This is a genomic window from Cellulomonas chengniuliangii, assembly GCF_024508335.1.
Taxonomy (GTDB): domain Bacteria; phylum Actinomycetota; class Actinomycetes; order Actinomycetales; family Cellulomonadaceae; genus Cellulomonas_A; species Cellulomonas_A chengniuliangii.
Window position 1 is genome coordinate 3,061,329 of record NZ_CP101988.1, and the last position, 21,568, is coordinate 3,082,896.

Here is a 21,568-nt window from a genome sequence, read left to right on the forward strand (position 1 = left end):
CCGGACGGTCAGGGATGGTCTGTGCTTGCTAGGGAGCCTGCGTCACCGAGGCGACCGCCCAGGGCGCGAGCTCGAGGTCGATCTCCAACACGCCGGTCACGGGGACCACGAGCGTCTCGACGCGCAGGTCGTCGGCATGGCGCCGCAGCTCGTCCGCCTGGTCGCGCGTGAGGTTGAGCGGCTGGCCCATCTGGTGCCAGCGCTCGGCCACGTTGCCGTGGTCCCAGTCGACGACGCGGACGGAGAGCTCGGTCCCGGGCGCGAGCCCTTCGACGGTGTGGCGGATCCTGCGGGCGGGGCCCATCGCGGCCAGGTGGCGCGTCGCCTCGTAGGCCGTCTCGGAGCCGATGCCCCGGCGGCCCATCTCCTCCGGGTAGTTGAGGAAGACGGCCGACAGCAGGCCTGTCGCGCTGTCGCGGGTGATGACGCCGTGCGGCGTGCTGAGCAGCGTCTCGTCGCCCAGCCGGTGCAGCATCTCGAAAGCGTGGAAGGTCGGCTTGTGGATGCCCTGCTCGTTGACCAGGCCGAAGCCCCCGTGGAACGGTCCGATGCCGGCGCCGCCCTCCTCGAACACGTCGGTGAACGTCCAGTAGGAGATCGAGTCGGCCACCTCCGCGCAGCGCAGGTAGGCCCGGGTGATGTAGGCGGCCGCGAACACGGTGTCGTGCATGGCGTCGCGGCTCGACGGCGAGCTCGACCACTCGGTGATGTGCAGCTCGGCGTCCGGGAACGGGCTCGCGGCGATGAGCTTCCGCAGGGCCACGAGGTCGTCGTGCGTCGCGTCGACGTGGCGCCGGATATGCCGCGCCTCGCCGTCGGCGCCGAAGGCCACGTCCGTCGGATACAGGTGCGTGGACAGGAAGTCGAGCGGCGCCTCGCGGCTCGCGCACCACTCGATGAGCTCCTCGATCCACACCGGGCGCCAGTCGAGGGCGTCGACGTCCTCCGCCTCCGCGGTGGCGTGCTCGACCGAGCGGTCCTCGTACTCCCCCGCGTAGCGCGCGTCCGGGACGAAGACGCTGGTCGAGGGCCCGCCCACCTTGAGCTCGGGATCCACCGCCTTGACCGCACGCGCCGTCGCCTCGTACAGCTCGAAGTACTCGGTGCGGGTGCCGGTCCAGAAGTGCGGCACCAGGTTGGGCTCGTTCCAGACCTCGAACCGCCACTGCCGCACCTCGGCCAGGCCGTAGCGCTCGACCCAGTGGCGCAGGGTGGCCGTCACGAGCTCGACCCAGCGCGCCATGTCCTTCGGCGGGCTGCAGTGCGCCTTCCACCAGAACAGCGTCTCGGTCTGGGTGGCCAGGTCCCGCGGCATGAAGCCCAGCTCGACGAACGGCCGGGCGCCGGACTCGAGGATGAAGTCGAACACCTTGTCGACGTAGGAGAACGTGAGGACCGGCTCGTCGAGGGGCGTGCCCGGCCCGAAGCCGCCGCCGTCGCTGGCCCGGTGCACGAACATGTCGTCGTGGAACAGGCCGTGGAAGCGCACCTGCCGGGCGCCCAGCACGGTCACCGCCTCGCGGAAGTGCTGCTGCCAGTCGGCCCGGAGCGCCTCGTTGGCGCGACCCGCGCCCACGCACTCCGTCCAGATGTGGCGGAGCGGCGAGGGCGGACGCGACTCTCCGTCGATCCGGACGCTGGCTGCGGGAAGTGCTGAGGACATCGTGGGGTCACCTCGTGATCGTGTGGGGCTGCGCGGGGTCGTCGCCGTGGTGGCGGGTCGTGGGTGGACGCGGGTCGTCGGGTGCGGGATGGCGGCCGAGGGGCACGGGCCAACGGCTCACCCCTTGACGGCCCCGAGGGTCAGGCCGGACTGCCAGTAGCGCTGCAGCATCACGAAGGCCGCGATCAGCGGCAGGATCGTCAGCAGCGACGAGGTGATCACCAGGTTCTGCAGCAGCTCGCCGTTGCCGGCGGTCGTGGCGAGCTTGTTCCACTGGTTGATGCCGATGGTCAGCGGGTACCAGGCCGGGTCCTTGAGCATGATCAGCGGCAGGAAGTAGTTGTTCCAGATCGCGACGAACGAGAACATCAGCACCGTCACGGTCGCGGGGGCCAGCATCGGCATGGCGATCTGCACGAAGGTGCGGAACTCCCCGGCGCCATCGATCTTCGCGGCCTCGAGCAGGCCGGTGGGCACCGCCTGCGCGGCGAACACCCACATCAGGTACAGGCCGAAGGGGTTGAGGAAGGACGGGATCAGCACGGCCCACGGGGTGTTGGTCAGCCCCACCTGCGCGAACAGCAGGAACTGCGGGATGGCCAGCGCGATGCCGGGCACGGAGATCGACCCGAGCACCACGAAGAGGAACACCCGCTTGCCGGTGAAGTCGAGCTTCGCGAGCGCGTACCCGCCGAGCGCCGCGAGGAACGTCGAGACCGTCGCCCCCACCACGACGTACAGCAGCGTGTTGAGCAGCCAGCGGACGAAGATCCCGTCGTCGTGGGTGAAGACGGCGGCGATGTTCTCGAACAGCGCGAACCGCTCGCCGGGGACGAGGCCGAAGGTCGAGACGAAGTCGGCCTGCGACTTGGTCGAGTTGATGACCAGCCAGATCAGCGGGAGCAGGCAGTAGAAGGCGAACAGCCCCGTGAAGAAGGTCAGCGTCCCGTTCTTGCGCGGGTTGGTGATCGTGTGCCGCTGCCGCCCACGGGCTGCGGGCGTCGAGGTCCGGCTCGTGGTCCGGCTCGTGGTCGTGGCCATGGAGGGCATCTCCCTAGTCCTGGAGGGCACGCTTCATCCCCCGGATCTGGACGGCGTAGGCGATCGCGATGGTCATCGCCGCCATGACCAGCGCGAGCGCGGCGGCGTAGCCCTGCTGCGAGCCGGTGAACGCGAGGTTGTAGGCGTAGAGGTTGGGCGTGTAGTAGGTGGTGATGCCGCTGTTCGCCACCATCGACGGCAGGATCTGCGGCTCATTGAAGATCTGGAACGTGCCGATGATCGAGAAGATGATCGTCACCACGAGCGACCCGCGCAGGGCTGGCAGCTTGATCGCGCGGATCACCCTCCACTGGTTCGCGCCGTCGATCGCGGCCGCCTCGTACAGCTCGTGCGGCACCGCGCGGAGGGCGGCGTAGAAGATGAGCATGTTGTAGCCGGTGAACGCCCACGTGACCATGACGCCGATCGACACGAGGGTGGCGCCGGGCCGGAACGGGTCCAGCGACGTGCCGAGCCAGTCGTTGAGGTTGCGGAACAGGCCGTACCGCACCCCGAGCATGAAGCCCCACATGAGGGTCGACACGATGGCCGGGACGGCGTACGGCAGGAAGATCACGATCCGTAGGAACTTCGAGCCCCGCAGCCGCAGCGAGTCGAGCGCGAGGGCGAGCGCCATGGCCAGCAGCAGCATGACCGGCACCTGGACGATGGTGAACCGGACCACGCGGGCGAAGCCGTCCCAGAACTGCGGGTCGGCGGCGAGCTTGGTGTAGTTGGCGAGACCTGCGAAGACGCGCCCGCCGACGAGCCGCTCCTGGAAGAGGCTCAGATAGGCGGCGTAGACGATCGGCACGATGAACACGAGCGCGAACAGCGCCCCGAACGGCGCGACGAACGCCCAGCCGATCTGCCGGCGCCGGGTGCGCATCCGGCGCGGCGTCGACGCCGGCGCCGTGGCGCCGGCCACCGGCCCGGTGTGCGTGAGTGCGGCCATGTCCTGCCCTTTCGGTGATGGGACGGCTCCTGGGCGGCTGCTCGCCGGGCGCCCCGCGCGGGGCTCATCGCCTGCCGCGCGGGACGCCCCGCGGGTCAGCTGACCTCGAAGCCCTGCTCGTTGCCGTAGGCGATGCAGCGCTGCTTCCACGTCTCCAGCACGGCCGCGAGGGATCCCTGGCCTGACGTGTACAGCGGCGAGGCGAGGTCGCCGTAGATCGACCGGGCCCACTCGAAGAAGGGCGGGTACTGCCAGCCGACAGCGGCGGCCTTGGACGCCTCGGCCAGCACGGCGCCTGTCGCCTGCCCGCCGAAGTACTCGTTGGGCACCTCACGGAACGCGGCGTCGTCGAGCACCTTCGCGCTGGGCACGAACGCCCCGGCGTCGACGCGCGGCTGCAGCCCCTCGCCGTGCGTGAAGTACTCGAGGAAGTCGTAGGCCGCCTGCTTGTTCTGCGCCGCCTCGGGGATGCCGAACGACGACCCCCCGTTCTCGGCGCCCACCGTCTGGCCCGCCTCCCACTGCGGCATGAGGGCCACGCGGAAGTCCCCGGCGGCGTCGGGGGCGCGCTCCGGGAGCGTCGAGGTGAGCCAGCCGCCCATGTTCTGGGTGGCGAGCGAGCCGTCGTTGAGCGTGCGGTTCCAGTCGTCCGACCAGGCGGTGACCTTGGTGTTGAGCAGGTCCTCGTCGAGCATCTTCTGCCAGAAGTCCACGGCCTTCTTGGTGGCGGGCTCGCTGAAGTCGATCTTCACGGAGGTGCCGTCGACGGTGAACGGGCGACCGCCGGCCTGCCAGATCAGCGACAGGAGGAAGAACAGGTCGCCGGTGTCCTGGGCGATGTAGTGGTCGGGGCCGAGGGCGCGGATCTTCTTCGCGGCCTCGTAGTAGTCGTCCCACGTCGCGGGGGCCTCGGTGATGCCCGCCTGCGCGAAGGTCGCGGAGTTCCAGAACATCGCGGCGGGGCCGTAGTCCGAGGGCAGTGCGTAGACGCCCTCCCCGAGCTTCACGTTGTTCCACGCGGCGGGAAGGAAGTCGTCCTCCAAGTCGCCCGCGCCCAGGGTCGTCAGGTCGGTGAGCTTGCCCGGGATGGCGAAGTACGGCACGGCGAAGTACTCGAACATCACCAGGTCCGGGACTCCCGTCCCGGCCTGGATCGCGTTGTCGAGCGACTGGTACAGGTCGGACGAGGAGCCGACGTTGACCACGTCCACGGTGGTGCCGGGGTTCGCCTCCTCGAACCCGGGGACGGCGAGCTCGACCGTGCCGTCCCAGCTCCAGACGGTCAGCTTGGCGTTCCCGCCGTCGCCCTCCGACCCGGCGGAGCCGCCACCGCCCCCTGTGCTCGTGCACGCCACGAGCGCCGCCGCCGTCACAAGCGCGACGGGAACAAGCCTCGCCTTCGACGAGAGTCGCATGGACCCTCTCCTCTCCTCGTTGAGAGCTTCGAAACTGTTTCGCAACCTTTTGGTTGTTTCGGGACTGTAGCGACGCTGTTGGACCCACGTCAACAGATCAGTCCAACGCGACTGCAATCTCTTTGACCTCACGCCTCGTGCGGGATAGGATCGAAAAAGTTTCGGACAGGGAGACAGCACATGGCAGGTCGGGCAGCCAGGGAACGCGTCACGCTCGCCGACGTCGCAGAGGCGGCGGGCGTCACCAAGGGGACCGTCTCCAAAGTGCTGAACGGCCGCAGCGACGTGGCGGCGGACACCCGCGCCCGCGTCCTGGCCACCGCCACCGAGCTCGGCTACCGGCCCACCACCTCGCAGTGGGAGCCGCCGCGCACCCGCACCCTCGCCGCCGTGATCGACGTGCTCGACTCGCCGTACATCTCCAACGTGCTCCAGGGCATCCTGGACGCCGCCACCGCCTCCCACACGAACCTGCTGGTCCGCCTCGCCCCCGACCGCGCCGTCCGCGCGACCAGGGCGGCCGCCCGCGCCTGGGTGGCCGAGCAGCAGGAGGCCGGCGTGGTCGGGATCATCGGGCTCACGCTCGGCGAGCCCACCGCGGTGCTGCGCGCCGCGACCGAGGTCGGGGTGCCCTTCGTCATGGTCGACCCGGTCGACCTCGACGACCCGACCGTGGTCAGCATCGGCTCGACCAACTGGGCCGGCGGCCGCACAGCCACCGAGCACCTGCTCGCGCTGGGCCATCGCCGCATCGGCTGGATCGGCGGCCCGCAGACCTCCGCCGCGGCCCGCGAGCGGCTCCACGGCTACCGCGCCGCGATGGGCTCCGCGGGCGTCGAGCCGGACCCCGAGCTCGTGCGCGGCGACTGGTTCTCGGTCGAGTCCGGGCTCGCCCACGGCCGCGAGCTGCTCACCCTCCCCCATCCCCCCACCGCGATCGTCGCGGGCGACGACGAGATCGCGGTCGGGGTGCTCGAGGCGGCGCGCCAGCTCGGGGTCGCCGTGCCCGCCCAGCTCAGCGTGGTCGGCTTCGACGACACCCCGCAGGCGATGTGGACGACGCCGCGCCTCACCTCGGTGCACCAGCCGTTGGCCGGCATGGGCCGGATGGCCGTCGAGACCGTGCTCGCCATGGCTGCTGGCGTCGAGCCCGCGTCACGGCACGTCGAGCTCGCCACCAGCCTCACCGTGCGCGACTCGACCGGGCCCGTCGGCGAGGCCTAGCGCGGGGCGGCCCGTCCGGCCACCCCGCGCTGGCGCGAGACCGGCCGCTACGTGCGGCGGCGGATGATGAGCAGCCGCTGGAGCACCACGAAGACCAGCAGCAGCGCGCCGATCACGATCTTGGTCCACCACGAGCTGAGCGTGCCCTCGAAGCTGATGATCGTCTGGATGGTGCCCAGCACCAGCACGCCCAGCAGCGAGCCGATCACGAACCCCGAGCCGCCCGTGAGCAGCGTCCCGCCGATCACCACCGCCGAGATCGCGTCCAGCTCGACGCCCACCCCGGTGAGCGCGTACCCGGACAGCGAGTACGTCGCGAAGATCAGGCCGCCGATCGCCGAGCACAGCCCGCTGACCACGTACACCAGCACCTGGGTGCGGGCCACGGGCAGGCCCATCAGCTCGGCCGAGCCCTGGTTGCCGCCGATCGCGTACACCGTGCGGCCGAACCGGGTGGCGTGCAGCACCCACGCCGCGATCGCCACGATCACCAGCGCCACGATCACGCTGGGCGAGATGAACGCGTACAGCGTGCGGCCGTCGAACGCCGTCCCGGTGGGCCACAGCCGGATCCGGCTCTGCGACAGGGACACGAAGAACGGGTCGGTGATGGACAACGAGTTCGGGCTCACCACGAAGCACAGGCCGCGGGCCAGGAACATCGCGGCCAGCGTGGCGATGAACGGCTGCACCTCGAAGACCCGGATGAAGAACCCGACCCCCAGCCCGAACAGGCAGCCCAGCACGAGCACCGCCGCGATCACGGGCCCGGGCGCCCAGCCGGCGATCAGCAGCCGCGCGGTGACCATCGTGGACAACGCCATCACCGCGCCCATGGACAGGTCGATGCCGCCGGTGAGGATCACGAAGGTCATGCCCACCGCGAGCACGATGAGGAACGCGTTGTCGATGAAGAGGTTGAGGATCGTCTGGCTGTCGAGGAACCCGGTGTACCGGGTCGAGCCGATGACGAACACCAGCACCAGGGTCACCAGGGTCGCGAGGACCGACCCGTAGCGGGCCAGCGGCGACGTCCCCCGGCTGCGGGCCACCCGCGTCAGGACGCCGGTCGGAGCCTCGGTCGCGGCCATCACGCCACCACCTCGACGGCCTCGCCGTGCTCCTGGGCCACCGCTCTGCGCCTGGCCCGGAACTTCCGTTGCACCACGGGCGACTGCAGCAGGCAGACCAGGATCACGACCACGGCCTTGAACACCAGGTTGACCTCCGGGGCGATGCCGAGCGAGATCACCGTGATGCGGAGCGTCTCGATGATGAACGCCCCGATCAGGGTGCCGGTGAGCGAGAACTTGCCGCCCATGAGCGACGTGCCGCCGATCACCACCGCGAGGATCGCGTCGAGCTCGATCCACAGGCCGTTGTTGTTCGCGTCGGCCGCGGTGACGTTCGAGCTGATGAGGATCCCGGCGATGGCCGCGCACAGCGCGCTGAAGACGTAGACCGTCCAGATGATGCTGCGGGCCCGGACCCCGGCGAGACGGCTGGCCTCGGGGTTGATCCCCACGGACTCGACCAGCGTGCCGAGCGCGGTGCGCCGGGTCAGCAGCGCCGTGGCGGCCAGCACGACGCCCGCGATGATCGCCGAGACCGGCAGGGTGAGCAGGTACCCGGCCCCGATCGACTTGTACAGCGGGCTGTTGACCGTGGTGATCTGGCCCCCGGTGACGAGCATCGCGATGCCGCGGCCCGCGGTCATGAGGATGAGCGTGGCGATGATCGGTTGGATGCCGATCACCGAGACCAGGAACCCGTTCCACACCCCGAGCACCAGGCAGACGAGCACCGCGGTGCCGATCGCGATCAGCACCGTCGCCGCCGACCCCGGGTTCGGAGACGCGGCGATCTGCGTGCAGGCCACGGCGCCCGCGATCGCGACCAGCGCGCCGACCGACAGGTCGATGCCGCGGGTGGCGATCACCAGCGTCATCCCGATGGCCACCAGCAGGATGGGCGACGTGTTGCGCAGGATGTCGATGAGCGACCCGTACAGGTGCCCGTCCTGCATGCGCACGCCCAGGAACCCGGGCCGCGCCGCGACGTTGACCGCCAGCAGCGCGACGAGCGCGATGAGCGGCCAGAAGACGTTCGACCGGGTGAGGCTCCGCATCACTCCTGCCCTCCGCTCGCGATGAGCTCGAGGACGTCACGCGCGGTGACGTCCGGACCGTTGGCGATCTCGGCGACCTTGCGGCGGTCGCGCAGCACCGCGATGCGGTTGCTCAGGCGCAGCACCTCGTCGAGCTCGGCCGAGATGAACACCACCGACATGCCCTCCAGGGCGAGGTCGTGCACCAGCTTCTGGATCTCGGCCTTGGCGCCCACGTCGATGCCGCGGGTCGGCTCGTCGAGGATCAGCAGGCGGGGCGCCGTCGCGAGCCAGCGGGCGAGCAGCACCTTCTGCTGGTTCCCGCCCGAGAGGTTCCGCACGAGCGCCTCGGGGTTGGCGGGCCGGATGCCCAGCGCCTCGATGTAGTGCGCGGTGAGCTCGTCCTGCTTGCGCTGCGGCACCCGACGGGCCCATCCGCGCGCGGCCTGCAGGCCCAGCACGATGTTCTCCCGCACGGTCAGGTCCTCGACGAGCCCTTCGGCCTTGCGGTTCTCGGAGGAGAACGCGATCCGCTCGCCGATGGCGGTGCGCGGGGTGCGCAGCCGCACCGGGGAGCCGTCGACCTCGAGCGTGCCGGAGTCCGCGTGGTCGGCGCCGAACAGCAGCCGCGCCAGCTCGCTGCGCCCCGATCCCAGCAGCCCCGCGAGCCCGACGACCTCGCCGGGGTAGACGTCGAGGTCGAAGGGCTCGATCGACCCGCGCCTGCCGAGCCCGACCGCCCGCACGAATGGCGTGGGCGCCGACCCGTCGCCCGATCGCGCGGCGGCCTCCTCGCGGGACTCCGCGTCCTGCGCGATGTCCTCGAGCACCGCGAGCTCGCGGCCGATCATCATCGACACCAGCTCGAGCCGGGTCATCTCGCTGGTGCGCCGCTCCCCCACCCTGGCCCCGTTGCGGAGCACCGTGATGCGGTCGGCGATCTCGTCGACCTGCTCCAGGAAGTGGGTGACGAACAGGATGGCGACGCCGTCCTCGCGCAGCCCGCGCATCACCCGGAACAGCTCGGCGACCTCGTCGGCGTCGAGGCTGGACGTCGGCTCGTCGAGGATGAGGACCCGGGCGTCCACCTGCATGGCGCGGGCGATCGCGACGAGCTGCTGGACGGCGATCGAGTGCGCCGACAACGGGGACGCCGGGTCGATGTCCACGTTCAGGCGCCCGAGCACCTCGGCGGCCTGCCGGCGCATGCCGCGCCAGTCGATCCCGCCGGCCCGGCGCGGCTCGCGGCCCAGCATGATGTTCTCGGCCACGGACAGGTTGGGGCACAGGTTGACCTCTTGGTACACGGTGCTGATGCCCAGCGCCTGTGCCTGGGCGGGCCCGTGGATCGCCACGGGCCGGCCGTCGACCTCGATCTCGCCGGCGTCGGGCGGGCGCACGCCGGTGAGCGCTCTGATGAGCGTCGACTTGCCGGCGCCGTTCTCGCCCAGCAGCGCGTGCACCTCGCCGGCGCGGAGGGTGAGGTCGACGCCCTGGAGCGCGCGGACCCCGGGGAACTCCACGACGATGCCGGTCATCCGCACGATGGCCTGGGCGTCGTGCACGGGTGCGGGGATGCCGGGGCCGGGGCCCGGCGGTGTGGTTCGGGTGGCCATGGGACTGCCTTCCGGTCGGCGCCGTGCGGCGCTGGTCGGCGAGGGCGGCTGCGCTGGCCTGGCCGCGGTCCGCCGTCGTGGCGCCTGGGGCTCGTGGCGCCTGGGACTCGTGGTGCGTGGGGCGGGGCGCAGCCCGTGCGGGCTCGGCCGGAGGGGATCCGTCCGCGCCCGCACGGGCCGCCGCCGGGCCGCGTGAGTGACGGCGCGCGGCCCGGCGGTCGGTGACGTCAGTACTGCCGGGAGGGCAGCGCCTCCTTGGCCTGCTCCTGGGTGAAGGTCGTCTCCTCGGTGACGATGCGCGGCTCGACGCTGTCGCCGGCCAGCACCGTTTTGGTGATCTCCATGAGCTGCGGGCCGAGCAGCGGCGAGCACTCGACGATGAAGTTGATCTTCCCGTCGGCGAGGGCCTGCATCCCGTCCTTGACGGCGTCGACCGTGACGATCTTGATGTCCTGGCCGGGCACCTTGCCCGCGGCCTCGATCGCCTCGATGGCTCCCAGGCCCATGTCGTCGTTGTGGGCGTAGACCAGGTCGATGTCGGGGTTCTGCTGGAGGAACGCCTCCATGACCTTCTTGCCCCCGTCGCGGGTGAAGTCGCCGGTCTGCGAGGCGATGACGGTGAAGTTCGACTGACCGGCCAGGACCTCCTCGAACCCCTCCTTGCGGTCGATCGCCGGGGCGGAGCCGGTGGTGCCCTGCAGCTCGACGATGTTGGTGGGCTCCGAGCCGAACTCCTCGACCACCCACTCCCCGGCCTTCTTGCCCTCCTCGACGAAGTCGGAGCCGAGGAACGTCACGTACAGCGACGTGTCCTCGGAGTCGACGGCGCGGTCGGTGAGGATCACGGGGATGCCCGCGTCCTGGGCCTCCTTGAGCACGGTGTCCCAGCCCGTCTCGACCACCGGCGAGAAGGCGATCACGTCGACCTTCTGCTGGATGTAGGAGCGGATGGCCTTGATCTGGTTCTCCTGCTTCTGCTGCGCGTCGGAGAACTTCAGCTCGATGCCGGCCTCCTCGGCGGCCTCCTGGATCGACTTGGTGTTCGCGGTGCGCCACCCGCTCTCCGCGCCGACCTGGGCGAAGCCCATGACGATCTGCTCGTCGCCGCCCCCGCCTCCTGTCGATCCGGAGCCAGAGTCTGAGTCGTTCGCGCAGGCCGTGAGCCCGAGGGCGAGGACTGCTGCGGCGCCTGCCGCGAGGGCGCGCCGCCCGTTCCTGCTGACCATGCTTCTCCTCCTTGAGTCGCACCGGTGCGGGTCCCCTTCGACCCCAAACCATATGTTAACGCTCACATCAGGCATAAGGCGGCAATAAGGAGATTACGGATCCGTAACGGGCGCGAACGCCGAGGGCTCTCCACCGCGGCGGCAGAGCGCGAGCGCGCGAGCGATGCCCGTGGCCGCCGCATGGCAGGACCATGCGCCCACAGAGTCTTCCCGGGTGACCATGCCGGGTGGACGCGTGCACCGAGCCACCCAGGACACCAGGCCCGACGTCAAGGCTGCTTGACATCAACCCTCCCCGAAGCCACGCTGATGTACAGGTTCCTTGACACTAGAGAAGGGCAGCCGATGCGGAACAGCATCCCCGAGCTCCGAGCGGCGGCCGGCCTCACCCAGTCCGAGCTGGCCCAGCGGCTCGACGTCTCCCGCCAGACCGTCATCTCCATCGAACGCGGCCGTTACGACCCGTCGCTTCCGCTCGCGTTCCGCATCGCCCGGTTCTTCGGACGCACGATCGAGGAGGTCTTCCATGCCGACGACTGACGCCACAGCCCGCCCTGCCCGATCACGTGCCATCGCCATGGCCGCCGTGGGGTCGACGGCGGCGCTCCTCGCGGGGGTCGCGCTCGCCCTCGACCGATGGGCCCCGGGGAACATGGGACGAGGGTTCGCGATCGGCGCCCTCATCGGCGCCGCGCTCGCCTGCGTCGCACTCGGGCGCGCGTGGCGGCGGCCCGAGCGCGCGACCACAGGCGACCGGCTGTTCGCGGGCGCCGCTGACGAGCGGGATGAGGCGGTCGCGACGCGAGCCTTCGCCGTGCTCGGGGCCGCTGCCCTCCCGATGACCTTCGCCGCGGCCATCGCGATCGCCCTCGGCGCCCCGGCAGACGCGACCGTCTTCTTCCTGATCGTCGGGCAGGTCGCCGCCGGATGGGTCGCCTTCGCGAGCACGGCCCGCCGCTTCTAGCGAGGCGACAGCACCCGTGGCATGCGGACCGCAAAGCGGCCCTCCGGATCCCCTGAGGCCAGCGAGGCCCGTGCGGCCCGAGCCCGGCAGCGGCTCACCGACTGTCGAGCGTGCGGAGCGTCGCGTCGAGCGCGTCAACGAGGAACGCGAAGCTCTGGTCGACCGACACGGGCAGCCCGAACCCGCCGCGCCGCTCGAGGTCGACGAAGCCGTGCAGCGCCGCGCGCACGAAGCGGATGCTGTCCACGTCGCCCTCGTCCACGCCGTACCCCGACAGGGCCGCCGCCACTGAGGCGACCGCGTCCGCGGCGGCAGCCGCCCAAGCGTCGGAGCTGAGGTTCCGCTGCGTCAGCGGGTACGTCCCGGGGTGCTCGCGCGCGAACCGGCGGTAGGCGTCGGCCACGGCCTGCAGCGCGTCGCGGCCGGACCGGCCACGGCTCGCAGCGCCGAGCCGCGCCGCGAGGTCCGCGGTGGCGGCGGCCGCCACCCTGTCGAGCAGGTCGTCGAGCCCGCCGATGTGCTTGTAGAGGCTCGGGGTGGCGACGCCGAGCCCGCTCGCGACGCGCGCGAGGGTGAGCGCGTCGATCCCCTGCTCGTCGATGAGCGCGCTCGCGTGGCGCACCACGACGTCGGCATCAAGGCCAGCGCGGGCCATGGACGACTCCCCTCGGCGGCTCGTCGGGCTGGTCGGCCTGCGAGCCGGGCGCCGCGGCGACCGCCCGCTCACAGCCGCTCGCCACGTGGCTAATATCCATAGCCGGAAAGCTATGTGCGTTAGCCGCCTCCGTCAAGCGCCCTCACCGCGCCAGAGGACGTCCGCGCACGACGAAGGGGCAGGGCGCCGATGCGACGCCCTGCCCCGGTCCCCCGGCTCGAGCCGGTCAGCGCGTGGCGCCCACGGGCTCACCGTCGGCCGGAGCGGCCTTCGGAGCCTTGGGCGTCTTCGCCTTGATCGTCCGGTCGTCCGGAGCGGTCGAGGCGCGGCGCTTGTTGTAGACGTCGAACGCCACGGCGAGGAGCAGCACCAGGCCCTTGATCATCTGCTGGATCGACTGGTCCACGCCCATGAGCTGCATGCCGTTGCTCATCACGGCCATGACCAGGCCACCGACCATGGCGCCCACCACCGTGCCCACCCCACCGGTGACGGCGGCGCCGCCGATGAAGCCGGCCGCGATCGCGTCGAGCTCGAACATGTTGCCCGCCGCCGGCTGCGCGCCGTTGGACCGCGACGAGTACACGACCCCCGCGATCGAGGCCAGGAAGCCCATGTTGACGAAGATCCAGAAGTTGACCCGCTTGACCTTCACCCCGGACAGCTGCGCGGCGTTGAGGTTGCCGCCGATCGCGTAGACGTGCCGTCCGAAGACCGTGCGCGTGGTGACGACCGTGTAGATGAGGATGAGCGCGCCCAGGATGACCAGCACGATCGGCAGGCCGCGGCTGCGCGAGAGCTGGTAGGCGAACGCCATGACCAGCGCGCCGATCAGCACCAGCTTCAGCACGAACAGCGGCAGGCTCTCGACGGCCTGCTGGTAGGCGATGCGGGCGCGGCGCGAGCGGTAGGCGCTGAACGCGTAGCCCCCCACGCCGATCGCCGCGACCACCAGCGTGAACACGTCATACCCCTGGCCGCCCAGGAAGCCGTTGAGGAACCCGCCGGCGATGGTCTTGTACGAGTCCGGGAACGGCGACAGCGAGATGTTGTCGAGCACCTGGAGCGTCATGCCGCGGAACAGGAGCATGCCGGCCAGCGTGACGATGAAGGCGGGGATTCCCACGTACGCGACCCAGAAGCCCTGCCACGCGCCCACGGCCAGGCCCACGGCCACCGCCGCGAGGACGCCGACCCACCACGGCTGCCCGCCGCGGATGACCAGGACGCCGGACACGGCCCCGGTCAGCGCCACCACGGAGCCGACCGACAGGTCGATGTGCCCGCCGATGATCACGATGACCATGCCGATCGCGAGGATCAGGATGTAGGAGTACTGCAGGATGATGTTGGTCAGGTTGCCCGGGTTCAGCAGGACGCCGTCGGTGAGGATCGCGAACAGGCCGACGATGGCCGCGAACGCGATGAAGATGCCGGACTGCCGCAGGTTCCTGGTGAACAGCTGCTGCAGGGATGCCAATGCGTTCATCGGACCTGCTCCCTCTCCTTGGTCATGAGCTCCATGAGGCTCTCCTGGGTGGCCTCGGCGCGCGGCAGCACACCCGTGACCCGTCCCGCGGAGAGCGTGAAGATCCGGTCGCAGATGCCGAGCAGCTCGGGCAGCTCGGAGGAGATGACGATGATCGCCTTCCCCTCGTCCGCGAGGCGGTTGATGATCGTGTAGATCTCGTACTTCGCGCCGACGTCGATGCCGCGGGTGGGCTCGTCGAGGATCAGCACGTCAGGGTCGGTGTGGATCCACTTGCTGAGGACCACCTTCTGCTGGTTGCCGCCGGACAGCTTGCCCGCGAGGGCCATGACCGTCGGCGCCTTGATGTTCATCGAGCGCCGGTAGTCCTCGGCGACCTTGACCTCTTCGTTGCCGTTGACCCAGCCGCTCTGGGACAACCGGTCCAGGCTGGCGGCGGAGATGTTGCGGCGGATGTCCTCGATGAGGTTGAGGCCGTACTTCTTGCGGTCCTCCGTGGCGTACGCGATGCCGTGCTCGATGGCCTCGCTCACGCTGCGGGTGCGGATCTCCTTGCCGCGCAAGAAGATCCGGCCGCTGATGTCACGGCCGTAGCTGCGCCCGAACACGCTCATCGCCAGCTCGGTGCGCCCGGCGCCCATCAGGCCGGCGATGCCGACGATCTCGCCCGCGCGGACGTCGAGGCTCGCATGGTCCACCACGACGCGCCCCGGCTGGGTGGGGTGGTGGACGGTCCAGTCCTCGATGCGCAGGACCTCCTCGCCCACCGTCGAGACGTGGTCGGGGTAGCGCTGGTCGAGGTCCCGGCCGACCATCCCCTTGATGATCCGCTCCTGGCTGACGTCGCCGCCGCGCATGTCCAGGGTCTCGATCGTGCGGCCGTCGCGGATGATCGTGGTCGAGTCCGCGATGGAGGCGATCTCCCCGAGCTTGTGGGAGATCATGATCGACGTGATGCCCTGCTCCTTGAGCTGGCGCAGCAGGCCGAGCAGGTGCTCGGAGTCGGAGTCGTTGAGCGCCGCCGTAGGCTCGTCCAGGATCAGCAGCTTGACGCGCTTGGACAGCGCCTTGGCGATCTCGACGAGCTGCTGCTTGCCCACGCCGAGCTGGCCGACGGGCGTCACGGGAAGCTCGTCCAGGCCGACCCGCGCGAGCAGCTCGGCGGCGTCGGCGTTCGCCTTGTTCCAGTCGATGAGGCCGCGCGCGGAGCGCTCGTTGCCGAGGAAGAGGTTCTCGGCGACGGAGAGGAAGGGCACCAGCGCGAGCTCCTGGTGGATGATGACGATCCCCTTGTCCTCGGAGTCGTTGATCGAGCCGAACTCGACCTTCTCCCCGTCGAAGACGATGTCGCCGTCGTAGCTGCCCGCGGGGTACAGCCCGGACAGCACCTTCATCAAGGTGGACTTGCCCGCGCCGTTCTCGCCGCAGATGGCGTGGATCTCGCCGCGCCTGACGTTCAGGGTGACGTCCTGCAGGGCCTTGACCCCGGGGAACGTCTTGGTGATGGAGTGCATCTCAAGAATGTGGTCGCTCATGCGGCCTCGACCGTCCTTGCTCGTGTGCGGACTGGGTACCTCGCGACGACCGGGGGCACGGTGTCCGTGCCCCCGGCCGTCTGCGGGACGCGCCGGCCTAGATCAGGCCTGGCCGCTCGCGACCTGGGCGTCGGTCCAGTAGCCCGAGTCCACCAGCAGGGACTTGATGTTGCCCGCGTAGACGATGTCCGACTCGAGCAGGTAGGACGGGACGATCTTCACCTTGTTGTCGTACGTCTCGGTGTCGTTCGCCTCGGGCTCCTCGCCCTTGAGGAAGGACTCGGCCGCCGTGACCGCCTGCGTGGCGAGCTTGCGGGTGTCCTTGAAGATCGTGGAGAACTGCACGCCGTCGTTGATGAGCTTGATGGAGGCGATCTCCGCGTCCTGGCCGGTGACGATCGGCAGGCCGGCGTCCTGGCCGGGGCCGTAGCCGGCGTTCTGGAGCGCCGTGATGATGCCGCGCGAGATGCCGTCGTACGGGGACAGCACGCCGTCGACCTTGCTGCCGTCGGAGTAGGTGGACGTGAGCAGGTCCTCCATGCGCTTCTGCGCGGTCTCCTGCAGCCAGCGCAGCGTGGCGGCCTTCTCGATGTCCGTCTGGCCGGACTTCACGACGATCGTGCCCTCGTCCATGTACGGCTTGAGGGTGTCGATCGCGCCCTTCCAGAAGAAGTGGGCGTTGTTGTCGTCCAGTGAGCCGGCGAACAGCTCGACGTTGAAGGGGCCGGTGGCGGAGCCCGCGGCCTTGCCGTCCTCGGCGAGCAGGCCGAGGCCCACGAGCAGCGACGTGGCCTGCTGCACGCCCACGTTGTAGTTGTCGAACGTCACGTAGAAGTCGACGTTCTCGGTGCCGTTGATCAGGCGGTCGTAGGCGATGACCGGGATGTTCTTCTCGGCCGCGGCCTCGAGCTGGTTGGCCAGCGCGGTGCCGTCGATCGAGGCGACGATGAGCAGGTCGACGCCCTTGGTGATCATCTGGTCGATCTGCTGCTGCTGGGTCGGGATGTCGTCGTTCCCGAACTGCAGGTTGACCTCGTACCCGGCGGCCTTGAGGCCGTCCTCGACGGCCTTGCCGTCGGCGATCCAGCGCTCGGAGGTCTGCGTCGGCATCGCGACGCCGACGGTCTTGGCGCCGTCGCCGCCTGCGGCGGGCGCCGCGTCGGTCTCGCCGCCACCGGCGCCGTCGCCGGCACAGGCAGCGAGGCTGAGCGCGAGGGCTGCGCCCAGCGCCACGATCTTGAGGCTCTTCATGTCCGTCTCCTCCTTGAGAAGGTGATGCTGATCTCGAGCTGGTCAGGGACCGGCCGCCCCGGGGGACCGAGGTGGCGGCCGGTTGATGCGCGTGCGCGAGGGGTGGACGTCATCGCGCCGGCTGCGGTGAGGCGACAGCGCCTGCCCGTCCGGCCCGGTCAGCGACCGATGAGTTCGACTCTTCTTCGAGCACGACCCCAACCTTCGACTCTTGTCTTCATTTCGTCAAGACAGAACGGGATGAACGAAGGTTGCAGATCAATAACAGACGCCCCGGCCTCCTCTCGGGAAGCCGGGGCGTCACGTTCTGTTCATTTGTCGAACGGACTAGCCGCTCGCATCACGCCATGTCAGATGCCCTGCGCCAGGCGGTAGTACGCCGCGTTCCACCGGATCGCGTCCTTGAAACCGCGCCGGGTGGTGTCCTTGTCGATCACCAGCAGCTCGGTGCGGGCGATCTCCGCGAAGTCCTCCCAGACCTCGAGCCCCACCGCCGTCGTGAGCACCGTGTGGTGCGCCGCCCCGGCGGTCAGCCACGCCTCGGCGGACGTCGCGAAGTCCGGCTCGGGCACCCACACCGCGCGCGCCACCGGCAGGTTCGGCAGCTCGGCGTCGGGGGCCACCACGTCCACCACGTTCGCCGTCAGGCGGAAGCGGTCGCGCATGTCGGACAACGCCACGACGACGCCCTTGCCCGGGTCGGTGTCGAAGACCAGGCGGACCGGGTCCTCCTTGCCGCCGATGCCGAGCGGGTGGATCTCGAGCTTCGGCTTGGACGTGGTCAGGGTCGGGCAGATCTCGAGCATGTGCGCGCCGAGGATCTTCTCCGCGCCGGGCACCATGTTGTAGGTGTAGTCCTCCATCAGCGACGCGCCGCCAGGCAGCCCCTCGCCCATGACCTTCGCGGCCCGAACCAGCAGCGCCGTCTTCCAGTCGCCCTCGGCGCCGAAGCCGTAGCCTTGCGCCATCAGACGCTGCACGGCCAGCCCGGGGAGCTGGCGCAGCGCGCCCAGGTCCTCGAAGTTCGTGGTGAAGGCCGTGGCGCCCAACTCGCCCAGGAAGGACAGCAGCGCGAGCTCCTGACGGGCGCCGTAGCGCAGCGACTCGTGCCGCTCCCCGCCCTTGCGGAGCTCGGGGACGACGTCGTAGAGCTCCTCGTACTCCGCCACCAGCGCGTCGACGTCCGCGTCGGCGACAGCCTCGACGGCCTCGACGAGCTCGTTCACAGCCCACGTGTTCACCGAGACGCCGAACCGCAGCTCCGCCTCGGTCTTGTCGCCCTCGGTCACCGCGACGTTGCGCATGTTGTCGCCGAACCGCGCCAGGCGGGTGTCGTGCATCGTGGCCCAGCCCGCGGCGGCCCGCACCCATGTGCCGATCGACTTCGCGACCACCGGGTTCGAGTGGTGCCCCACGACGGTCTTGCGCGCCACGCCCAGGCGCGACTGGATGTACCCGAACTCGCGGTCGCCGTGCGCGGCCTGGTTGAGGTTCATGAAGTCCATGTCGATGCTGTCCCACGGCAGCTCGACGTTGGCCTGCGTGTGCAGGTGCAGCAGCGGGGTGCGCAGCGCGTCCAGGCCGGCGATCCACATCTTCGCCGGGGAGAACGTGTGCATCCACGCGATGACGCCGATGACCTTGTCGTCGCTGTTCGCGTCGAGGGCCGCACGGCGGATCGACGCCGAGTCCTTCAGCACCGGCTTCCACACGATGCTCACCGGCACGTCCGAGGACGCGTCCAGCGCGCGGGCGATCTCCTGCGACTGCTCGGCGACCTGGCGCAGCGTCTCCTCGCCGTACAGGTCCTGGCTGCCGGTGAGGAACCAGACCTCGCGGTCGGCGTACGGCTTGCTCATGCGGATGCTCCTGGGGTCTCGTGGTGCGGGACGAGCGGGGTGGCGCGGTCGGGCTCAGCGCCCGTAGACGTTCTGGTACCTGTCGTACAGCGAGTCGATGTGCTCGTGCGCGATCGGCAGCGGCTCGCCGAGCTGGCGCGAGATGTGCACCGTCCGGGCGACCTCCTCGACCATGACCGCGGCCTTCACGGCGGCCTTGGCGTCCTTGCCGATCGTGAACGGCCCGTGGTTGCGCATCAGCACGGCCGGGCTGCGCGAGCCCTTGAGCGTCTCGACGATGCCCTGCCCGATCGAGTCGTCGCCGATCAGCGCGAACGGGCCGATGGGGATGTCCCCGCCGAACTCGTCGGCCATCATCGTCAGCACGCAGGGCACGGGCTCGGCGCGGGCCGCCCACGCCGTGGCGTACGTCGAGTGCGTGTGCACCACGCCGCCCACCTCGGGCATGTTCCGGTACACGTAGGCATGCGCCGCGGTGTCCGAGGACGGCGAGCGGTCGCCGTCCACCAGGTTCCCGTCGAGGTCGCACACGACCATCGACTCCGGGGTCAGCTCGTCATAGGTCACGCCCGAGGGCTTGATGACGAACAGGTCCGCCCCGGCCACCCGCTGCGAGACGTTGCCCGCGGTCCACACCACCAGACCCCAGCGGGGCAGCTCCGCGTGCAGAGCGGAGACGACCTCGCGGACCCGCGCGACCTCGGCCTGGACCTCGGCGGAGAACTGCGCCAGCCCGCTCACGCGTCCGCCCCCAGACGATCGGCGCGCGCCTCGCGGCGGATGGCCTTGAGCCGGTGCATGACCTCGTTGGCGCCGCGGCCGAAGTAGTCGTGCAGCGTCGAGTACTCGGCGAACAGCGCGTCGTACCGCTGCGAGTTCTCCTCGATGGGCGTGTAGGCGGCGACGGTGCGCTTGCCCATCGACTTGGCGGCGGTGCGCACATCCGGGTACGCGCCCGCGGCGACGGCCGCGTGGATGGCGGAGCCGAGCGCGGGGCCCTGGTCGGAGGCGATGGTGCTGAGCGGCAGGCGCGTCACGTCCGCGTAGATCTGCATGAGCAGGGCGTTCTTCAGCAGGCCGCCCGCCACGACCAGCTCGGTGACCGGCACCCCCGAGGAGGTGAACGCCTCGACGATGGTCCGCGTGCCGAAGGCCGTGGCCTCCAGCAGCGCCCGGTACGTGTCCTCGGGCTTGGTGGCGAGCGTCTGCCCCACCACGATGCCGGAGAGCTCGTGGTCCACCAGCACCGATCGGTTGCCGGAGTGCCAGTCGAGGGCGATCAGGCCGTGCTCGCCGATCTGCTGCTCGGCGGCGAGCTCGGTGAGGTACTGGTGCACGGACAGCCCGCGCTCGGCGGCTGCGGTGACGTAGGCCGGCGGCACGCCGTTGTCGACGAACCAGCCGAAGATGTCGCCCACGCCGCTCTGGCCGGCCTCGTAGCCCCACAGGCCCTCGACGATGCCGCCGTCCACGACACCGCACATGCCCGGGACCTGGTGCAGCTCGTCGCCGTTCATCACATGGCAGGTGGAGGTGCCCATGATCGCGACCATCTGGCCGGGCTCGACGGCGTTCGCGGCCGGGGCGGTGACGTGCGCGTCGACGTTGCCGACGGCGACGGCGATGCCCTTCGGCAGCCCGGTCCAGGCCGCGGCCTCGGCGGTGAGCCGCCCGGCGGGGGCGCCGAGCTGGCCGATCTCGTGCTCGACCTTGTCGGCGACGAAGCCGGCGAACTCCGGGTTCAGCGCGGCGAGGAAGTCCGTGCTCGGGTACTCCCCGTCCTGGTAGATGCCCTTGTAGCCCGCGGTGCAGGCGTTGCGCACGTAGCGCCCGCCGAGCTGCCAGACGATCCAGTCCGCCGCCTCGACCCAGTGGTCCATGGCGTCGTAGACCTCGCGGTCCTCCTCGAGGAGCTGCAGGCCCTTCGCGAACTCCCACTCGGAGGAGATGAGGCCGCCGTAGCGGTTGATCCACGCCTCGCCGCGCTCGTGGGCGAGGGCGTTGATGCGGTCGGCGTGCGACTGCGCGGCGTGGTGCTTCCACAGCTTGACGTACGCGTGCGGCCGGTCCGCGAACTCGGGCAGCTCGCACAGCGGCGTGCCGTCGGCCGTGGTCGGGACCATGGTGCAGGCGGTGAAGTCGGTGCCGATGCCGATGACGTCGTTCACGTCGATGCCGTGCTCGGCCTGCGCGGCGGCGAGGGCCGCGGGCACTGCCGTCTTGAGCACGTCGACGTAGTCGGCCGGGACCTGCAGCGCCCACTCGGGGGCCAGGGCCACCGGCTCCCCCGCCTCGGCGGCGGGGCCCGCCGTGAGCTGGCTGTCCATCACGGCGTGCGGGTAGGCGTGCACGCCCGATCCGAGCTCGGCGCCGTCGTGCACGCGGACGACCACCGCGCGCCCGGAGAGGGTTCCATAGTCCACGCCCACCACGAGGGCTCGCTGCGGGTCCACCGTCATGTCGTCGTCCTGTCCGTCGGGCCTCATCGCCGCCAGAACCAGCGTCCCCACATGGAGGACCGCTGACGTCCGCCGGGCTCGTGGCCACCAGCGGACGCCGGCGGCCAAG

Annotated in this window: 18 protein-coding genes; 3 read left to right on the top strand and 15 right to left on the bottom strand. The window is 70.4% G+C overall.

What is annotated here, in order from left to right; genetic code table 11:
- Positions 1-28: 28 nt before the first annotated feature.
- The 4 genes from NP064_RS14230 to NP064_RS14245 all read right to left on the bottom strand — a co-directional run bounded on the left by NP064_RS14230 (position 29) and on the right by NP064_RS14245 (position 5,074).
- Positions 29-1,663, bottom strand: a complete 1,635-nt coding sequence (locus tag NP064_RS14230; protein ID WP_227570207.1) for a GH39 family glycosyl hydrolase — start codon at positions 1,661-1,663, stop codon at positions 29-31.
- A 117-nt stretch (positions 1,664-1,780) separates the two neighbouring features.
- Complete coding sequence (locus NP064_RS14235) at positions 1,781-2,704, bottom strand: carbohydrate ABC transporter permease (protein WP_227570206.1); 924 nt, start codon at positions 2,702-2,704, stop codon at positions 1,781-1,783.
- Between the two features lie 13 nt (positions 2,705-2,717).
- The gene (locus tag NP064_RS14240) at positions 2,718-3,659 is read right to left on the bottom strand and encodes a carbohydrate ABC transporter permease (protein WP_227570205.1); all 942 of its coding nucleotides are present in this window, start codon (positions 3,657-3,659) and stop codon (positions 2,718-2,720) included.
- A 95-nt stretch (positions 3,660-3,754) separates the two neighbouring features.
- The gene (locus NP064_RS14245; RefSeq protein ID WP_227570204.1) at positions 3,755-5,074 is read right to left on the bottom strand and encodes an ABC transporter substrate-binding protein; all 1,320 of its coding nucleotides are present in this window, start codon (positions 5,072-5,074) and stop codon (positions 3,755-3,757) included.
- 180 nt (positions 5,075-5,254) lie between these two features.
- Between NP064_RS14245 and NP064_RS14250 the strand changes: the two genes are divergently transcribed.
- Entirely contained in the window at positions 5,255-6,298 is a 1,044-nt protein-coding gene (locus NP064_RS14250; protein ID WP_227570203.1) for a LacI family DNA-binding transcriptional regulator, read from the top strand.
- A 47-nt stretch (positions 6,299-6,345) separates the two neighbouring features.
- Here NP064_RS14250 and yjfF read toward each other — a convergent pair whose 3' ends face one another.
- The 4 genes from yjfF to NP064_RS14270 all read right to left on the bottom strand — a co-directional run bounded on the left by yjfF (position 6,346) and on the right by NP064_RS14270 (position 11,247).
- The gene (gene yjfF / locus NP064_RS14255) at positions 6,346-7,389 is read right to left on the bottom strand and encodes a galactofuranose ABC transporter, permease protein YjfF (protein WP_227570202.1); all 1,044 of its coding nucleotides are present in this window, start codon (positions 7,387-7,389) and stop codon (positions 6,346-6,348) included.
- Positions 7,389-8,426 carry an ABC transporter permease gene (locus NP064_RS14260; protein ID WP_227570201.1) on the bottom strand — a complete coding sequence of 346 codons (1,038 nt, stop codon included), beginning with the start codon at positions 8,424-8,426 and terminating at the stop codon, positions 7,389-7,391. Before NP064_RS14260 ends, yjfF begins: the two co-directional genes overlap by 1 nt.
- Positions 8,426-10,021 carry a sugar ABC transporter ATP-binding protein gene (locus NP064_RS14265; RefSeq protein ID WP_227570200.1) on the bottom strand — a complete coding sequence of 532 codons (1,596 nt, stop codon included), beginning with the start codon at positions 10,019-10,021 and terminating at the stop codon, positions 8,426-8,428. The genes NP064_RS14260 and NP064_RS14265 overlap by 1 nt, the downstream gene beginning before the upstream one ends.
- Positions 10,022-10,248: 227 nt before the next feature.
- On the bottom strand, positions 10,249-11,247 hold the full coding sequence (locus tag NP064_RS14270) for an ABC transporter substrate-binding protein (RefSeq protein WP_227570199.1): 999 nt from the start codon (positions 11,245-11,247) through the stop codon (positions 10,249-10,251).
- A gap of 345 nt (positions 11,248-11,592) precedes the next feature.
- Between NP064_RS14270 and NP064_RS14275 the strand changes: the two genes are divergently transcribed.
- Positions 11,593-11,787: a helix-turn-helix transcriptional regulator gene (locus NP064_RS14275; RefSeq protein WP_227570198.1), complete on the top strand. Its 195-nt coding sequence runs from the start codon at positions 11,593-11,595 to the stop codon at positions 11,785-11,787.
- Positions 11,774-12,211, top strand: coding sequence for a hypothetical protein (locus NP064_RS14280; protein ID WP_227570197.1), 438 nt, complete (start codon positions 11,774-11,776; stop codon positions 12,209-12,211). Before NP064_RS14275 ends, NP064_RS14280 begins: the two co-directional genes overlap by 14 nt.
- A 94-nt stretch (positions 12,212-12,305) precedes the next feature.
- Here NP064_RS14280 and NP064_RS14285 read toward each other — a convergent pair whose 3' ends face one another.
- The 7 genes from NP064_RS14285 to araB all read right to left on the bottom strand — a co-directional run bounded on the left by NP064_RS14285 (position 12,306) and on the right by araB (position 21,486).
- Positions 12,306-12,866, bottom strand: a complete 561-nt coding sequence (locus tag NP064_RS14285) for a TetR/AcrR family transcriptional regulator (RefSeq protein WP_227570196.1) — start codon at positions 12,864-12,866, stop codon at positions 12,306-12,308.
- Between the two features lie 226 nt (positions 12,867-13,092).
- Positions 13,093-14,355, bottom strand: a complete 1,263-nt coding sequence (gene mmsB, locus NP064_RS14290; protein WP_227570195.1) for a multiple monosaccharide ABC transporter permease — start codon at positions 14,353-14,355, stop codon at positions 13,093-13,095.
- A complete protein-coding gene (mmsA, locus tag NP064_RS14295) occupies positions 14,352-15,890 on the bottom strand; it encodes a multiple monosaccharide ABC transporter ATP-binding protein (RefSeq protein WP_227570194.1) in 1,539 nt (512 codons plus the stop codon). The genes mmsB and mmsA overlap by 4 nt, the downstream gene beginning before the upstream one ends.
- Before the next feature lie 102 nt (positions 15,891-15,992).
- Entirely contained in the window at positions 15,993-17,141 is a 1,149-nt protein-coding gene (gene chvE / locus NP064_RS14300; RefSeq protein ID WP_227570193.1) for a multiple monosaccharide ABC transporter substrate-binding protein, read from the bottom strand.
- 350 nt (positions 17,142-17,491) lie between these two features.
- Entirely contained in the window at positions 17,492-19,000 is a 1,509-nt protein-coding gene (gene araA, locus NP064_RS14305; protein ID WP_227570192.1) for an L-arabinose isomerase, read from the bottom strand.
- A 54-nt stretch (positions 19,001-19,054) separates the two neighbouring features.
- Positions 19,055-19,741 (bottom strand): L-ribulose-5-phosphate 4-epimerase, encoded by a 687-nt coding sequence (locus NP064_RS14310; protein ID WP_227570191.1) that lies wholly within the window; start codon positions 19,739-19,741, stop codon positions 19,055-19,057.
- Entirely contained in the window at positions 19,738-21,486 is a 1,749-nt protein-coding gene (gene araB / locus NP064_RS14315) for a ribulokinase (RefSeq protein ID WP_227570190.1), read from the bottom strand. Before araB ends, NP064_RS14310 begins: the two co-directional genes overlap by 4 nt.
- Positions 21,487-21,568 lie beyond the last annotated feature (82 nt).

What these genes read in the sequence shown, in the direction of transcription:
- NP064_RS14230 (WP_227570207.1), bottom strand. Translation starts at nt 1,663, where the DNA reads ATGTCCTCAGCACTTCCCGCAGCCAGCGTCCGGATCGACGGAGAGTCG.
- NP064_RS14235 (WP_227570206.1), bottom strand. Translation starts at nt 2,704, where the DNA reads ATGGCCACGACCACGAGCCGGACCACGAGCCGGACCTCGACGCCCGCA.
- NP064_RS14240 (WP_227570205.1), bottom strand. Translation starts at nt 3,659, where the DNA reads ATGGCCGCACTCACGCACACCGGGCCGGTGGCCGGCGCCACGGCGCCG.
- NP064_RS14245 (WP_227570204.1), bottom strand. Translation starts at nt 5,074, where the DNA reads ATGCGACTCTCGTCGAAGGCGAGGCTTGTTCCCGTCGCGCTTGTGACG.
- NP064_RS14250 (WP_227570203.1), top strand. Translation starts at nt 5,255, where the DNA reads ATGGCAGGTCGGGCAGCCAGGGAACGCGTCACGCTCGCCGACGTCGCA.
- yjfF (WP_227570202.1), bottom strand. Translation starts at nt 7,389, where the DNA reads ATGGCCGCGACCGAGGCTCCGACCGGCGTCCTGACGCGGGTGGCCCGC.
- NP064_RS14260 (WP_227570201.1), bottom strand. Translation starts at nt 8,426, where the DNA reads ATGCGGAGCCTCACCCGGTCGAACGTCTTCTGGCCGCTCATCGCGCTC.
- NP064_RS14265 (WP_227570200.1), bottom strand. Translation starts at nt 10,021, where the DNA reads ATGGCCACCCGAACCACACCGCCGGGCCCCGGCCCCGGCATCCCCGCA.
- NP064_RS14270 (WP_227570199.1), bottom strand. Translation starts at nt 11,247, where the DNA reads ATGGTCAGCAGGAACGGGCGGCGCGCCCTCGCGGCAGGCGCCGCAGCA.
- NP064_RS14275 (WP_227570198.1), top strand. Translation starts at nt 11,593, where the DNA reads ATGCGGAACAGCATCCCCGAGCTCCGAGCGGCGGCCGGCCTCACCCAG.
- NP064_RS14280 (WP_227570197.1), top strand. Translation starts at nt 11,774, where the DNA reads ATGCCGACGACTGACGCCACAGCCCGCCCTGCCCGATCACGTGCCATC.
- NP064_RS14285 (WP_227570196.1), bottom strand. Translation starts at nt 12,866, where the DNA reads ATGGCCCGCGCTGGCCTTGATGCCGACGTCGTGGTGCGCCACGCGAGC.
- mmsB (WP_227570195.1), bottom strand. Translation starts at nt 14,355, where the DNA reads ATGAACGCATTGGCATCCCTGCAGCAGCTGTTCACCAGGAACCTGCGG.
- mmsA (WP_227570194.1), bottom strand. Translation starts at nt 15,890, where the DNA reads ATGAGCGACCACATTCTTGAGATGCACTCCATCACCAAGACGTTCCCC.
- chvE (WP_227570193.1), bottom strand. Translation starts at nt 17,141, where the DNA reads ATGAAGAGCCTCAAGATCGTGGCGCTGGGCGCAGCCCTCGCGCTCAGC.
- araA (WP_227570192.1), bottom strand. Translation starts at nt 19,000, where the DNA reads ATGAGCAAGCCGTACGCCGACCGCGAGGTCTGGTTCCTCACCGGCAGC.
- araB (WP_227570190.1), bottom strand. Translation starts at nt 21,486, where the DNA reads ATGAGGCCCGACGGACAGGACGACGACATGACGGTGGACCCGCAGCGA.